Annotated in this window: 14 protein-coding genes and 1 riboswitch; of the genes, 3 read left to right on the top strand and 11 right to left on the bottom strand. The window is 63.1% G+C overall.

What is annotated here, in order from left to right; all coding sequences use genetic code 11:
- Positions 1–1,020, bottom strand: coding sequence for a hypothetical protein (locus ACE3PH_RS07465; RefSeq protein ID WP_374317462.1), 1,020 nt, complete (start codon positions 1,018–1,020; stop codon positions 1–3).
- Positions 1,021–1,073: 53 nt separating this feature from the next.
- Positions 1,074–1,619 (bottom strand): hypothetical protein, encoded by a 546-nt coding sequence (locus ACE3PH_RS07460; RefSeq protein WP_374317460.1) that lies wholly within the window; start codon positions 1,617–1,619, stop codon positions 1,074–1,076.
- Positions 1,620–1,800: 181 nt separating this feature from the next.
- On the opposite strand from ACE3PH_RS07460, the gene ompR reads away from it, so the two are divergent.
- From ompR to ribB, 3 genes are all read left to right on the top strand, one after another.
- Positions 1,801–2,520: a two-component system response regulator OmpR gene (gene ompR, locus ACE3PH_RS07455; protein WP_374317458.1), complete on the top strand. Its 720-nt coding sequence runs from the start codon at positions 1,801–1,803 to the stop codon at positions 2,518–2,520.
- Between the two features lie 10 nt (positions 2,521–2,530).
- Entirely contained in the window at positions 2,531–3,874 is a 1,344-nt protein-coding gene (locus ACE3PH_RS07450) for an ATP-binding protein (protein ID WP_374317456.1), read from the top strand.
- A gap of 39 nt (positions 3,875–3,913) precedes the next feature.
- A riboswitch (FMN riboswitch) is annotated at positions 3,914–4,069 on the top strand.
- Between the two features lie 83 nt (positions 4,070–4,152).
- On the top strand, positions 4,153–4,806 hold the full coding sequence (gene ribB, locus ACE3PH_RS07445; RefSeq protein WP_374317454.1) for a 3,4-dihydroxy-2-butanone-4-phosphate synthase: 654 nt from the start codon (positions 4,153–4,155) through the stop codon (positions 4,804–4,806).
- A gap of 23 nt (positions 4,807–4,829) precedes the next feature.
- On the opposite strand, the gene ACE3PH_RS07440 is transcribed toward ribB, so the two are convergent.
- From ACE3PH_RS07440 to ACE3PH_RS07400, 9 genes are read right to left on the bottom strand one after another with little or no spacing between them, the layout of a single operon-like run.
- Positions 4,830–5,282 (bottom strand): OsmC family protein, encoded by a 453-nt coding sequence (locus tag ACE3PH_RS07440; protein WP_374317452.1) that lies wholly within the window; start codon positions 5,280–5,282, stop codon positions 4,830–4,832.
- A 17-nt stretch (positions 5,283–5,299) separates the two neighbouring features.
- The gene (locus tag ACE3PH_RS07435) at positions 5,300–5,491 is read right to left on the bottom strand and encodes a DUF2892 domain-containing protein (protein ID WP_374317450.1); all 192 of its coding nucleotides are present in this window, start codon (positions 5,489–5,491) and stop codon (positions 5,300–5,302) included.
- Between the two features lie 35 nt (positions 5,492–5,526).
- On the bottom strand, positions 5,527–5,862 hold the full coding sequence (locus ACE3PH_RS07430; protein WP_374317448.1) for a rhodanese-like domain-containing protein: 336 nt from the start codon (positions 5,860–5,862) through the stop codon (positions 5,527–5,529).
- Positions 5,859–7,142 (bottom strand): NAD(P)/FAD-dependent oxidoreductase, encoded by a 1,284-nt coding sequence (locus ACE3PH_RS07425; protein WP_374317446.1) that lies wholly within the window; start codon positions 7,140–7,142, stop codon positions 5,859–5,861. The genes ACE3PH_RS07430 and ACE3PH_RS07425 overlap by 4 nt, the downstream gene beginning before the upstream one ends.
- 43 nt (positions 7,143–7,185) lie before the next feature.
- The gene (locus ACE3PH_RS07420) at positions 7,186–8,562 is read right to left on the bottom strand and encodes a TolC family protein (protein ID WP_374317444.1); all 1,377 of its coding nucleotides are present in this window, start codon (positions 8,560–8,562) and stop codon (positions 7,186–7,188) included.
- A gap of 14 nt (positions 8,563–8,576) precedes the next feature.
- A complete protein-coding gene (gene trxC / locus ACE3PH_RS07415) occupies positions 8,577–8,999 on the bottom strand; it encodes a thioredoxin TrxC (protein WP_374317442.1) in 423 nt (140 codons plus the stop codon).
- Positions 9,000–9,039: 40 nt separating this feature from the next.
- Complete coding sequence (locus tag ACE3PH_RS07410; RefSeq protein WP_374317440.1) at positions 9,040–9,249, bottom strand: DUF2892 domain-containing protein; 210 nt, start codon at positions 9,247–9,249, stop codon at positions 9,040–9,042.
- Positions 9,250–9,251: 2 nt separating this feature from the next.
- Positions 9,252–12,485: an efflux RND transporter permease subunit gene (locus ACE3PH_RS07405; RefSeq protein WP_374317438.1), complete on the bottom strand. Its 3,234-nt coding sequence runs from the start codon at positions 12,483–12,485 to the stop codon at positions 9,252–9,254.
- Between the two features lie 14 nt (positions 12,486–12,499).
- Positions 12,500–13,558: an efflux RND transporter periplasmic adaptor subunit gene (locus tag ACE3PH_RS07400; protein WP_374317437.1), complete on the bottom strand. Its 1,059-nt coding sequence runs from the start codon at positions 13,556–13,558 to the stop codon at positions 12,500–12,502.
- Positions 13,559–13,608: the final 50 nt, after the last annotated feature.

The raw sequence follows: 13,608 nt of genomic DNA, 5'->3' as shown, positions 1-13,608 counted from the left end.
TCAATTGCGTGCTTCACCGCTCAGCCAGGCTGCCCGGATGTCCCTGCCGCAGGCGATCGACTTGAAGTAGGGCTTCTCGGCCGGATCGCTGGACGTGGCGCCATCCAGCGATGCGCGTGCCACGATGCCGTAGAAGCGGCGGTGGGCATCGATCCAGGGGTAAAAGCCGAAAGCGCCTGGGCTGCTGAACGACCCGTCGCCCACCTTGGGGTCACTTTCCACCCAGTGGCCCAGCGAGTACTGCCATTGCTCCGTGGTGGGCAAAGGGGTCTTGACGGCCTGACTGGGGCACACACTGGGGTTGGTGCACACCGCGTGGCTGCCCAGCAGCTTGCCCATTTGCAGGTTCTGCGTGATCAGACCACGTAGAAAGACAGCATAGTCGGCCGCTGTGCTGTTGATGCCGCCAGCCAGTTGCGGTTGGGTGTAGTTGATGGCCCAGTTGCTGCCCAATGGGCTCAGACCGGCCTTGATGGCGCGGGTCAGCCCGTCGTTGTCGAGCGAGCCCAGGCCCATCTGCTGGGTGGCATGGGTCTGCATGTGGCCGCCCCCGTAGCTGAACAGCCCGATGGCCTCGTCATCACGCTCGCCATGGTGGTTGATGAGGCTGGACGCGCATTCGGCCACGGTCTGTCCGCGCAAACAGGTTCGAAAGCCGGTGTAGCCACTGCGGAAGTTGAGGAACTGGATGTCGGCCTCACTGAGCTTGCCCTGGCGGCGTTCGGCGACGTAGGCCCCATAGACCCACTTTGAGGCGGATGCAATCGGCATGGCGGTATGGGCGTCGGGTGCCTTGCGGCCAACCTGGCCGGATGCCAGCATGGTCTGGCCATTGCCGATCTCCCAGTAGAAGGGCTGGGCGGCCACGCAACTGGCGGCATGGTTGGCCGTGGCGGTGGCTGCGGCCACTCTTTGCGGCGCTGTGATCAACTCGGTGTCGGCGGACCAGCACGTCGCTGCAAACAGGCTGGATGTGACGGACACCATGAGAAGGCGTGACACTTGGGGCGCAGTGGTCATGATGGTCCTCCCTGTGTTTTCTTGGTGATCAGACGGTGTGGCGCTGGCCGGTTTTACTTGCCGGAGGGGCAGGTGATGGTGGCCCCCGACGAGTCGAAGCAGGTGGTTGTGCGCGTGCGCCCGGTGTCCTTGTTGTAGGAGGAGGTGCTTTCGACGCTGTTGCCGGTCGTGGAACTGGTCGCCGAGGTGGTGCGTTGCTGGGTCACATTGCCGCTGGCGTCTTTGGTGGCGTTGCCCTGGCTGTCGATGGTGCCTTTGGCGCCAGTGGCGGACATGCCGCTTTGGTGCGTTGCCGAGCCATCAGCGGCACGGGTGTTGCGCGCACCCCGACGGAAGCTTCCTCCTGCAGCGCCTTGCACTGCGGCGCCGCGGGTGGCCGAAACATTGCCTTCGCCGTCGGTGACCACGCGCGAGCCCCGCACAGCACTGCCGGCTTCACCTGCATGGGCAGCGCCAAACACCCGTGTCTGACCGCCTTCTGCGTTGTCATGGACGGCGCGCAGCCGGCCTGCCTGGGCAGGCAAAGCGACGGCGATCAGGATGGCGCCAGCCAGGCCGGCCCAGTTGGTCAACTGCGTGTGGGGAATGCGGTGTGTCATGTTGGTGCTCCGTGTGGCTTGAGTGGATGGGTCCACTGTGCCTGGCAGATGTCACCGATGTATGGCATGCCCGGCCGACTTGATGTCGATGTATGAGCAGGCACCGGGCTTTGTCATGATTTGTCATGAATTCCGTCCTGCTGGGCCGAGGCGAGCGCCTGGTTTCCCTATGATGCGCTCCATGAGCGATGCGCCCCGTATCCTGATTGTTGATGACGAAGCCGAGTTGCGCGCCTTGCTGGAGCGCTACCTGAGCGAGCAAGGCCTGGCTGTCCGTGCGGTAGCCGATGCGGCTGCGGCAGAGCGCCTGCTGAGCCGGGAGCACTTCGATGTGCTCGTGCTGGACGTGATGATGCCGGGCGAGGATGGCCTGTCCCTGTGTCGCCGCCTGCGGGCCTTGGGCGAGACGATTCCCATTCTGATGTTGACCGCGCGGGGTGATCCGGTGGACCGCATCGTCGGGCTGGAAATGGGCGCTGACGACTACCTGCCCAAGCCGTTCAACCCGCGGGAGTTGCTGGCCCGGCTGCAGGCCATGGTGCGCAGGCAGCGGATGTTGGGCCTGCACGCCGGCCCGGCCGGCGATGCGCCTATCAACTTTGGCTCTTACACCTTGCTCGTGGCCGAGCGGCGCCTGGAGCGTGCCGGGCAGGATCTGCCGCTGACTAGTGGCGAGTTCGGCTTGCTGCTTGCGCTGGCAAGCCACCCCAACAGGCCGCTCGGGCGAGAGAAGCTGATCGAGCTGACCCGGGGGCGTGAGCACGAGGCCACCGACCGCAGCATTGACGTGCAGGTGATGCGTCTGCGCAAGCTGATCGAAGAGGATCCCGCGACCCCCAGGCACATCAAGACGGTGTGGGGCGTGGGTTATGTGTTTGTGCCACAGCCTGACTCGGAATGAGGAGCGCCTGATGAACTGGTGGCCCCGTTCGCTTTTTTATCGAAACTTGCTCCTTTTTGTGGGGCTGATTCTGCTTGGCCAACTGGCCAGCGCGATCCTGTTGCGTGAGGCCGTCGTCAAGCCCCGCGTAGCCTTGGCTGCACAGACCACGTCTCGGCATGTGTTGGCGGTTGCCAGGGGCCTTGGCGCCATGGCGCCGGCTGGTCGACAAGACTTTGTGGACCGCTATAACGCGCAGGCGCGCCCATTGGATGCCGATGATGCGCAGGACCCCACGGATGAAGAACGCCACCTGACCCCGCTGGAGCGTCAGTTCGTGCAGCAGGTGTCAAGCCAGTTGCGTGCACAGGGGGCGGAAGTGCTGTGGCGACGCGAGCAGGGAGGGGTCATGGCCGTGCGGCTGATCGTCGATGGCGTGCCTTACTGGGTTGTGATGCCCGGTCTGATCCCTGCGCATTCGGTTTCGCCTGGTTGGCTGGTTGGCAGCGCAGGCACGGCGTTGCTCGCCATTTTCGGCGCGTGGCTCATCCAGCGCCGCATCAATCGCCCTTTGCAGGATCTGGTGGGCGCTGCCAGGGCACTGGGCAGTGGAGAGCAGCCTCCACAGTTGCCGACCGATGGCCCCACCGAAATCGCCACGGTCTCTCAGGCCTTCAATGACATGGTGAATGGCCTGTTGGCGCACGAGCAAGAGCGGGTGGTGATGCTGGCAGGTCTGTCGCACGACTTGCGTACGCCGTTGACCAAAATGCGCCTGGTCTCCGAAATGTTGTCCGGCCAAGGCGATCCGGCCTTGCTGAGCAGCTTGAACCGCAATATTGACACCCTGGACGGTTTGCTGGGGCAGTTTCTGGACTTCACCCGGGCCAGTCAGGTCGGCGGCTGGGGCGCCGAGGAGTTGGCCGATGTCGATCTGAACGACCTGGTGGCTGATGTGGTGCAGGTGTGTTCCGGGCAAACAGCTGGACAGCCTGACGTGCATTGTGATCTGGCAGGGTTGGCGCCACAGAAGTTGCCGATTCACACCATACGGCGCATCGTCTTGAACCTGCTGAACAATGCGCAGCGCCATGGCGCACCACCCATCGAAGTGGCAACGGGCCCGGCTGGTTCGGGTTGGTGGCTGGAGGTGCGTGACCGTGGTCCCGGTCTGGCCGAAGACCAGTGTGAAGCCCTGAAGGCCCCCTTTGCGAGGGGCGATGCCGCGCGTGGCGAGGTCACTGGTGCGGGGCTGGGGTTGGCCATTGTCGATCGCATGGCGCAGGCCTATGGTGCGGCCTTTGAGTTGTTGCCGCGTGAGGGCGGCGGCCTGATCGCTCGCCTGCACTGGAGCCCCGACCGCCGGCAGGGCTAAGCGGCCAGCCGTATACTTGGCGAGCCGGCTGTCAGGTCGGCGCGTCTTCAGGGCGGGGTGAAATTCCCCACCGGCGGTAGGCAGGGCTTGTCTCTGCGAGCCCGCGAGCGCTGCCAGGGCTCCCGCCTTGGCAGGTCAGCAGACCCGGTCCAATGCCGGGGCCGACGGTCACAGTCCGGATGAAAGAAGGCGTCGAGATCAGCCGCACCTCCAGTCAGGTGCAGCTGCGCTTTGCGCATCCCTGAAACGTCTCTGAGTGCATTTTGTTGGAGCGTTTCATGTCCATTGACCTTTCCTTGCGTTATCCCGCCGTGGCAGCAGCCGTGGCCGCCATCCGTTCCGGTCGACCTGTTGTGGTGACCGATGACCCCGACCGAGAAGACGAGGCCGACCTTGTCATGGCGGCCGATCACATGAGCGTGCCCTGGATGGCGCGTTTCATCCATGACTGCAGCGGCATCGTCTGCCTGTGTCTGGACCACGAAACAGCCGACCGGCTGGAGCTGGCGCCCATGGTGGGCAGCAACACAAGTCGCCATGGCACGCCGTTTACCGTGACGATTGAAGCGCGCCACGGGGTGACCACGGGGGTGTCGGCCGCTGACCGCGTGACCACCATTCGCGCCGCAGTGGCAAAAGACGCCAAGCCGTCAGATCTGGTGCGACCTGGGCACATCTTTCCGCTGCGCGCGCATCCCGAGCGCGTGCTGGGTCGTCGCGGCCACACGGAAGCCACGGTTCGCCTGGCTGAACTGGCCGGTTTGCGGCCGGCCGGGGTGCTGTGCGAGTTGATGAACCCCGACGGCACGATGATGCGTGGTCAGCAGGTGCGCGACTACGCCGAGGTGCATGGGCTGCCGCTCGTGTCGGTCGCCGAGCTGGCTGCCCACATGCAGGCCGAGCGCGAACTCAGTCTGCAGCAAGCGGCCTGAGTGCCTCGCTGAGCCCTTGAGGTTCAGCCTTTGAGCACGGCCCCGGTGGCGTCGATCACACGGATGTCCACCGGGATGGCGGCACGCACGCTTTGCGTGACAACGCAGAAGTCTTCGAACTGGGCCAGGATGCGCTCCAGCATGGTGATCTGGCTGGCGGCAACACCGAGATGCAAGTCGACTGCGATGTGCTGAATGCGCATCCGGTTGTCTTGGTTGCGACCCATGGTGGTGGTGGCCACAGCACGCAAGGGCTCAGGCTGGTTCTTGAACTTGCGCATGGCAAACAACAGGCTGGCCGACAGACAGTTGGCCACCGCTGTGGTGAGCATGCGCGATGGATTGGGGCCGGCATCCCCACCCAGGGGGGCGTTCTCGTCTGTGATCAGAGCGGGCACAGCGGGGTTGTCGAAGTGAACTTCGAAGCGGTAATCCGCCTGTTCCCGCAGTTCGATCGTGAAGTTTGGACTGTCCATAGGGTGGGGTGCGGGTTTTACTTCTTCATGCCGCAGGTGTTGACGCCGAAGATGGAGTATGCCGGGCAGATGCGCAGCAGGCCGGTGGCCAGCGGCACGATGCCGATGTAACCCCAGACACCCACGGTGCCGGTGGCTGCCAGTGCGATCAGGGCCACACCAGCGACGATGCGAACAATGCGGTCTGCGCCGCCAACGTTAGGGGACATGGAAGTACTCCTTCAGGTTTGAGGTCAATGAAAAATCAGGATCCGCCGCGGCGGATGTCGCGTTGCAGGCGCAGGGCCAAGCCGCCCACGCCGCCGCCATTGGCAACGCAGTTGTAACCCAACTGCTGCAGGATTGAACAGGCCATGGCGGATCGGCCACCGGCCTGGCAGTACATGACGATCGGGGTCGACTTGTCGGGCACGATCTGCTCAATGCGGGCAGCAACGGTTTCGAGCGGCAAATTGAAGGCGCCGTCAACGTGCCCGCTCTGGAATTCCATAGGGGAGCGCACATCGATCAGCATGGCGTGCTCCGGCATGTCTTCAGGCTGGCCTTGCAGGGCGCTTTTGATGCGGTCTAACCAGTTCATGGCTGTTGATCTTCCAGTCGGTGAATGCCCATCGCCTTGAGCACATATTTCTCATAGATGGGTTCCGATGTACCTGTCTTCATCTTGTACATGAAGTATTTTTCAAAGGCGATCTTGCCCAGGTGAACCCATTTGCCTTTTTTGAACCAGTTGACATTGCGTGGCGGGATCTGGGGCAGGGCCACGAAGGCAGCACCGGTATCGCCCATGTCGGCCAGGCAGATGGCATTCCAGCTGCCCTTGGCGGTGGCGGGTTCGCCTGCGAGGTCGGCTGAGATGTTGTGGACAATGGCCGTGACCATGGTTTCGATCATGTAACCCGTCTTGGGGGCACCCGTGGCGACCGGGGTCACCTCGACCGGCGGAATGGCCACGCAGACACCTGCCGAGAATATGTTGCGGTACTTCTTGCTGCGCTGATATTCGTCAATCAGCACGAAACCCCGGGGGTTGCACAAGCCCTCCACGGCAGCCACCGGGTCCACGCCTTTGAACGAAGGCAGCATCATGCTGAACTTGAAGGGCAGCTCATGCTCTTTCCTCACCTGACCCAGGTCGTCCATCTCGGTCACGAACATCTTGCCGGCTTCGACCTTGGTCACCTTGGCATTGGTGATCCACTTGATGTCGTTGTTGCGCAGTTCGCTTTCCAACATGGATTTGGAGTCGCCCACCCCGCCTAACCCCAGGTGACCGATATACGGCTCGCTGGTCACATAGGTCATGGGAACCTTGTTGCGCAGCTTGCGACGTCGCAGGTCGGTGTTGAAGACAAAGGCGAACTCGTATGCCGGACCGAAGCACGACGCACCCGGCATGGCGCCAATGATGGCTGGGCCGGGGTCCTTCAGGAAGGCTTCGTAATCGGCGAAAGCCTTTTCGGCATGGTCCACGGTGCAGATGGAGTGGGTGTGGCCGCCGTGCGGGCCTGCACCTGATACTTCGTCAAATGCCAGTTTTGGACCAGTCGTGATGACCAGATAGTCGTAGGCCAGTCGGCTGCCGTCATTCAACTCAAGGGCGCTGTGCTCGGCGTCGATGCGTGTCACAGGCTGGGCCACGAAGTTGATGCCCTTGCGCTCGAGGTGCGGGCGAATCGGGAAGGTGATGTCACCACGCTCTCGCCAACCCACAGCCACCCAGGGGTTGGACGGTACGAACTGGAAGTAGTCCACGGCATTGACCACGGTGATCTTGTGTGGCGCGCCCAGCTTGGCCCGCAACTCATAGGCCGCAGGCATGCCGCCTGTTCCCGCTCCAAGTACGACGATGTGTGCCATGGCTTGTCTCCTGATGGCGTTGTGGAAACCGATTGCGTGAATCTCAGGGCTTGCTGTGAGATGCCGACAGCATCTCCAGTGTTTGTTCGTTGAGCTGTCCTTCCAGCGCTGCCAGTCGCAGCTGGTCCATGAGGTAGGTGACGCGCGCCTGCAGTACGGTCAGCTCCGCCTGAGCGGCATCGTTCTCGGCATTGAGCAGGTCCAGGGTGGTCCGGTGTCCCACACCATGGCCCACGCGGGTCGCATCAAGCCGAGACTGGCTGGCCGTGCGGGCCTGTTCCAGGGCAGCAATGCGTTGGGCCCCCACCGTCAGACCCAGCCATGCAGCACGGGTCTGTTGGGCCACTTGCTGGCGGGTGAGTTCGAGGTCTGCCTGCGCCTTGTCTGCCAGGCGCAACGATTCTTCCTGGCGCGCGCTGCGGTATCCGCCGGTGAACAGCGGTATGGTCAGTTGCACACCGATCATGCGCTTGTTGGCGGAATTGCTGGCATCGCCAAAGTCGCCACTGCCGCTCAGACGCTCCCGGCCGATCTGTGCCACCAGGTCCAGACTGGTGCTGCCAACCGGGCTGTGCTTGGCCACTTCCTCGCGGCTGGATGCCAGGTTGACCTGTTGCAGCCGCAACATTGGGTTGTTGGACTGGGTGCTGCTCAGGGCCGTGTCCAGCGCCGGCAAATCTGCCACCGTGGTGGCTGACGGTGCCCGAGGCTGCAAGTCCTTGGCGGACAGACCGGTCAGATCGGCCAGAGCCACGTCGCGCATCTGCAGATCGGACTGCGCGGCCAGCACCTGCGCCGAGATACCTTGGGCCCGCGCCCGCGCTTCGTGCGTGTCGGTGACTGGCACGTCGCCCAGCTTGAAGCGGTCCTCGACCTCGGTCAAGGTTTTGTCCACGGCCGTTTGCTGACGCTGGAGCACATCCAGGGTGGCGCTCGCCAAGACAACGTCGTAGTAGCGCTGCGCCGTGCGCAAGATGAGCGCCTGCTGGGCATCCTGCCACTGCAGGTCGGCCGCGTCGGCAGCCAGATCAAGCTGGCGGCTTTGTGCCAAGCGCTCGCGGTTGATCAGGGGCTGCCGGGCCGACAGGGCCCAATCGGTTGCGGTTCCGTGGGTGATGGAGGTGTTGAACGAGACATTTTCCGTCTTCGAGAAACCGACGTCAGGGGCCGCAAACTGTGCGCCGTCGGTCGTGGTTTCGTTGCCCATATAGGCAACCGAGCCAGTCAGCTGCACATTGGGGCGCCACAGCGAGCGGGCCTGGTCTCTTCGAGTGGCACCGGCACCGTGTGCGGCTTGAGCGGCGGCGTATTCCGGGTCATGCTGTTGCGCGGCTCGCCACGCATCGAGCAAGGTGCCAGCCTGTGCCCAGTTGCTGCACAGCGTCAGTGCGATGGCGGTGACAAGAAGGCGTTGTTTCATCTCGCAAATCTCCTTCAAGCGATGTGCTGGCGGATCCAGGTCATCAACTGGTTGGCTGGAACTGCACCAGACAGCCGGGCCACCTCGTGGCCGTGCTTGAACAGAATCAGGGTCGGGATGCTGCGTATGGCATAGGTGGTACTGGCTTGAGGGGCTGCATCGGTGTCCACCTTCACGAAGCGCACCATGGGCATTTGCTGTGCGGCTGCCGCAAAGTGGGGGGCCATTGACTTGCAGGGGCCGCACCAGTCTGCCCAGAAGTCCACCAGAACAGGCAGCTCGGTGCCTTTCAGATAAGCGGGCAGATGTGCCTCGCTGACTGCGGACGGATGGCTAGCCATGAGCTCGGCACCACAACGCCCGCAGACCGGCTGGTCTTGCAGACGTTCCTCAGGCACGCGGTTGGTAGCGGCGCAGTGGGGGCAGGCGAGATGCATGGCGGGGTCTCCTCGGTCGAACGAGTGGGTGGTCGGGTGTTCAGCAGCCAGGACGAACGCCGAACTTGCGCAGCAGGGTTTCCATCAGGCACCACTTGGTGAAGCCGCTTTGCAGCAGGTTGACACCGACAAAGGCGGTGAAGGCCAGCCACCATTGGCTGACAAAGATGGGGCTGCCGGGGATGCCCAGCGCCAGGGACAGCAGAACGAAGGAGCCTGCGACGACGCGCACGATTTGCCAGGAAGTCATGTTCACTCTCCTTGATGGGTGATGGCGGCCAGACGGTGGTGGTAGGCCGAGTAGTAAAGCAGTGGGATCACCACCAGCGTGAGCACGGTGGAGACGAAGATCCCGAAAATCAATGAGATGGCGAGACCGTTGAAGATCGGGTCATCGAGGATGAAGAAGGCGCCGAGCATGGCAGCCAGCCCGGTCAGCATGATGGGTTGGGCCCGAGTGATGGCCGAGCTGATGACGGCCTGCTTGAAGTCGACGCCCGCCTTGACCTGCAGGTTGATGAAGTCGACCAGCAGGATGGAGTTGCGCACGATGATCCCGGCCAGGGCGATCATCCCGATCATGGATGTGGCCGTGTATTGCGCACCGAGCAGGGCATGCCCGGGCATCACGCCGATGATGGTCAGCGGGATGGGCGCCATGATGATCAAGGGCGTCAGGTAGGAGCCAAACTGGGCCACCACCAGCAGATAGATCAGGATCAGACCAACCGCATAGGCTGCGCCCATGTCACGGAAGGTTTCATAGGTGATCTGCCATTCGCCGTCCCACTTGATGGCGTAGCCACGGTAGGCGTCGTCCGGCTGGCGGATGAAGTATTCCTCCAGCTTGCCACCATCTGGGGTCTGGATGGCGGCCAGTGCGCTGCGCATGCCAAACATGCCGTACAAGGGGCTGTCTACATGACCGGCCATGTCGCCGGTCACGAAGGTCACAGGCAGCAGGTCCTTGTGGATGCTCGGTTGTTCGCGCAGCGAATCGGTCACGGTCACCAGCTCGCGGATGGGCACGATGCGGCCTTGGGCGTTGCGTACCCCCAGTTGCAGCAGCGTATCGAGGCTGCCTTGCTGCTCTGGTGGCAACTGGATCAAGGCCGCTGCGGGGTACTTCGACTCATCATGCAGGTAGGTGGTGGCTTCGCCTGCCAGACCAGCCCGCAGAGTCGAGACAATCAGTGCTTGAGGAATGCCCAGGGCTGCGGCCTTGCTGCGATCGACCAGCAACAGTGTGCGCGGCGCAGCGGCAATCGAGGTGTCATCCACATCGACCACGCCTTGCGTGCGGCTGAAAACCGTGCGAACAGCCTTCGCGACAGCCAGGCGACCATCGGCTTCCGGACCATAGACTTCAGCGACGATCGGGGCCAGTACGGGTGGGCCGGGCGGCACTTCCACCACTTTCACATTGGCGCCATAGCGCAGCCCGATGGCTTGCAGGGCAGGGCGCACCCGTGTGGCGATGGCGTGGCTTTGCTCCTTGCGGTGATGCTTATCGACCAGGTTGACCTGGATGTCACCCACGTCGCCGCCACTGCGCAGGTAGTACTGGCGCACCAGCCCGTTGAAGTTGATGGGCGAGGCGGTGCCGGCGTAGGCCTGGAAATCCGTCACCTCCGGCACGTCACGCAGGTAGTTGCCGAGTTCGCGCATCATGGCAGCCGTCTTCTCGACTGGGGTGCCTGCGGGCATGTCGACCACCACCTGGAACTCCGACTTGTTGTCGAACGGCAGCATCTTCAGCAGCACCAGGCCCGCCACAGGCAGGGCCATCGAGATGGCGATCAACCCAGCGACACCCAGCCCCAGAAAGTTGCGGTTGCGGGCGCCTCGCTGCTCGTCCAGCAGCGGGGTGAAAATGCGCTGGAAAACCGGGCCGATCTTGCCAGCCAGCCCTTCGTGATGAGAGGGCACCTTGGACATCCACAGGCGCGACAACCACGGTGTCACGATGAAGGCGACAGCCAGCGACAGCAGCATGCCCATGCTGGCGTTGATGGGGATAGGGCTCATGTAGGGGCCCATCAAGCCACTCACGAAGGCCATGGGCAGCAGCGCGGCGATCACCGTCAGGGTGGCCAGGATGGTGGGGCCACCCACCTCGTCAACCGCGCCCGGAATGATCTCCGTTAGCGACTTGCCAGGATGCAGTTGCTGGTGACGGTGGATGTTTTCCACCACCACGATGGCGTCGTCCACCAGGATGCCGATCGAGAAGATCAGGGCAAACAGCGAAACGCGGTTGAGCGTGAAACCCCAAGCCCACGAAGCAAACAGCGTGACCGTCAAGGTCAGGATCACGGCGCTGCCCACGATGGCGGCTTCACGGCGGCCCAAGGCCAGAAACACGAGGGCGACCACCGACGCGGTGGCAAACAGCAGTTTCTGAATGAGCTTTTGGGCCTTGTCGTTGGCGGTGGCACCGTAGTTGCGCGTTTCAGCCACGCGCACGTCTTGCGGGATGACCGTGTTTTTCAGGGCGTCAACGCGCGCCATCAAGGCATTGGCCACATCAATGGCGTTCTCGCCGGGTTTCTTGGTCACGGCAATCGTGACGGCGGGGTAATCGCCAGCGGGCACGGCTGAAGCAGCTTCCGCACTGGCTTTGGCCGTGGTGCCATGCCACACATACCTGGCTGGCGGCAGGGGGCCATCTTCTACCCGCGCGACATCCTGCAGGTGAACGGGTTTGCCGGCTTGCACACCGACAAGGAGCTCACCGACATCACGCGCATCCTTCAGGAAGGGCCCCGCTTCGACTGCCACAGTGCGGTTGCCCGAGATCAGATCGCCGACCGGCAGACCCATGTTGGCTGATTGCAGCGCCATGCGCAGATCGGCTACCGTGACACCTGTGCTGTTGAGCCGGGCCGGATCGATTTCAACCATGATGGCGCGGCCCGGTCCACCCAGGGTGGTGACTTCACGGGTGCCTTTAACACGTTTGAGATCCGCTTCGATGCTGTGTGCCACACGTTCAAGATCGAACGCACCCGTGTTCGGGTTGGTGCTGAACAGCGTCAGTGCCACGATGGGCACATCATCAATGCCCTTTGGCTTGACGATGGGCTCCATGACACCCAAACCACGCGGCAACCAGTCGGTGTTGTCGCGCAAGGTGTCGTGCAGACGGACCAGGGCTTCCGTGCGGGTCACGCCGACCTTGAACTGAACGGTCAGGATGGCAACGCCAGTGCGGGACATCGACGTGACATGCTCGACCCCTGTCATTTGCGACAACACCTGCTCGGCAGGGGTCGACACCATCTGCTCCACATCCTTGGTGGACGCGCCGGGGAAGGGCACGATGACATTGGCCATCGTGACGTCGATTTGCGGCTCTTCTTCGCGGGGTGTCACCATTACCGCGAAGAGACCCAACAGCAGTGCGACCAGCGCCAGCAAGGGCGTGATCTGGGCTTTCTGAAAGAAGGCCGCAATGCGACCGGACATGCCGAGTTGGTCCTTCATGACGACGCCTCCGCTCAGCGTGACCGTGCCGCAGCCTGGGGCTCGGTGGCCACACGCTCGCCAGCAGATACGCCTGACAGGATTTCAACCAGGCCACCCGACTGCGAGCCCGTGCGTACCTGGCGCATCATGGGTTTGCCATCGCTGTTGACAACGTACACGGCGCTCACCTCGGCCCGTTTGAACACGGCTTTGGCGGGCACATACAGGCGAGCAGGTTGCGCCTCCTGTCCTTGTGCCGGCAACCATGCGCGCGCGAACATGCCGGGCGTCACACCCTGGGTGCCTGCAGCGAGGTCCATGCGGACCTGCACGGTATGTGTTGCAGGATCAACCGTCGGGAGCACCTGAATGCGGCTGGGGGTGAGCCAGACAGCTCCGCCTTGGGTACCGGCAGGCAGTTCGACCTTGGCACCATCTGTCGACACCGCGAGTGGCGCGGCAGACTGTGGCACGGCGGCCGTCACGCGCATGGCTTTCGGGTCGTATACCGTCATCAGCGGTCTGCCAGGCATGGCCATGTCGCCCAGGACAACGGGAACATCCGCCACGACACCGTCATAGGGGGCCTTGATGACAAAGTAGCCCGACTGGGTCCTGGCTGCGCCAGCCTGGGCCAGTTGCGCCTTGACCTGTGCCTGAGTGGCTTGGTATTGCGCTTCTGCGCGGTCCAGTGCACTCTGGCTGATGTACTGCTTTTGATACAACTGCCGCTGGCGTTCCACTTCCTTGGTCGCGACATTCAGTTGTGCCTTCGCAGCCTGAACCTGAGCTTCGCTGGCCGATGCGTTCTGGTTGGCAGCCTGGGCATCGATGCGCAGCAGCACTTGCCCGGCCTTGACGTGGTCGCCGGTTTTGACGTCAATGGCGGTGATGGCGCCAGGCACCTGAGCAGCCACCATGGTTTGGCGCACGGCTTCAACCACGCCATCAAAGCCCACTTGCTTGCCCTGCTGACTCGATTTCACGGGGGCAGTGGTCAAGCCCTGTGCCTGAACCAAAGCAGGCGCAAAGCTGGTCAAGCCCATCAGGCTCAGGGTGAGGATGCTGGTCCGGGTACGTGACAGGCTCACGGCAATCTCCTTGATGTCGCCAAGCTCACTCGCAAGGGGTGGTGTCAGCG

Source organism: Aquabacterium sp. (assembly GCF_041909175.1).
Taxonomy (GTDB): Bacteria; Pseudomonadota; Gammaproteobacteria; order Burkholderiales; family Burkholderiaceae_C; genus Aquabacterium.
This window is presented reverse-complemented; position numbering and strand designations above follow the sequence as displayed.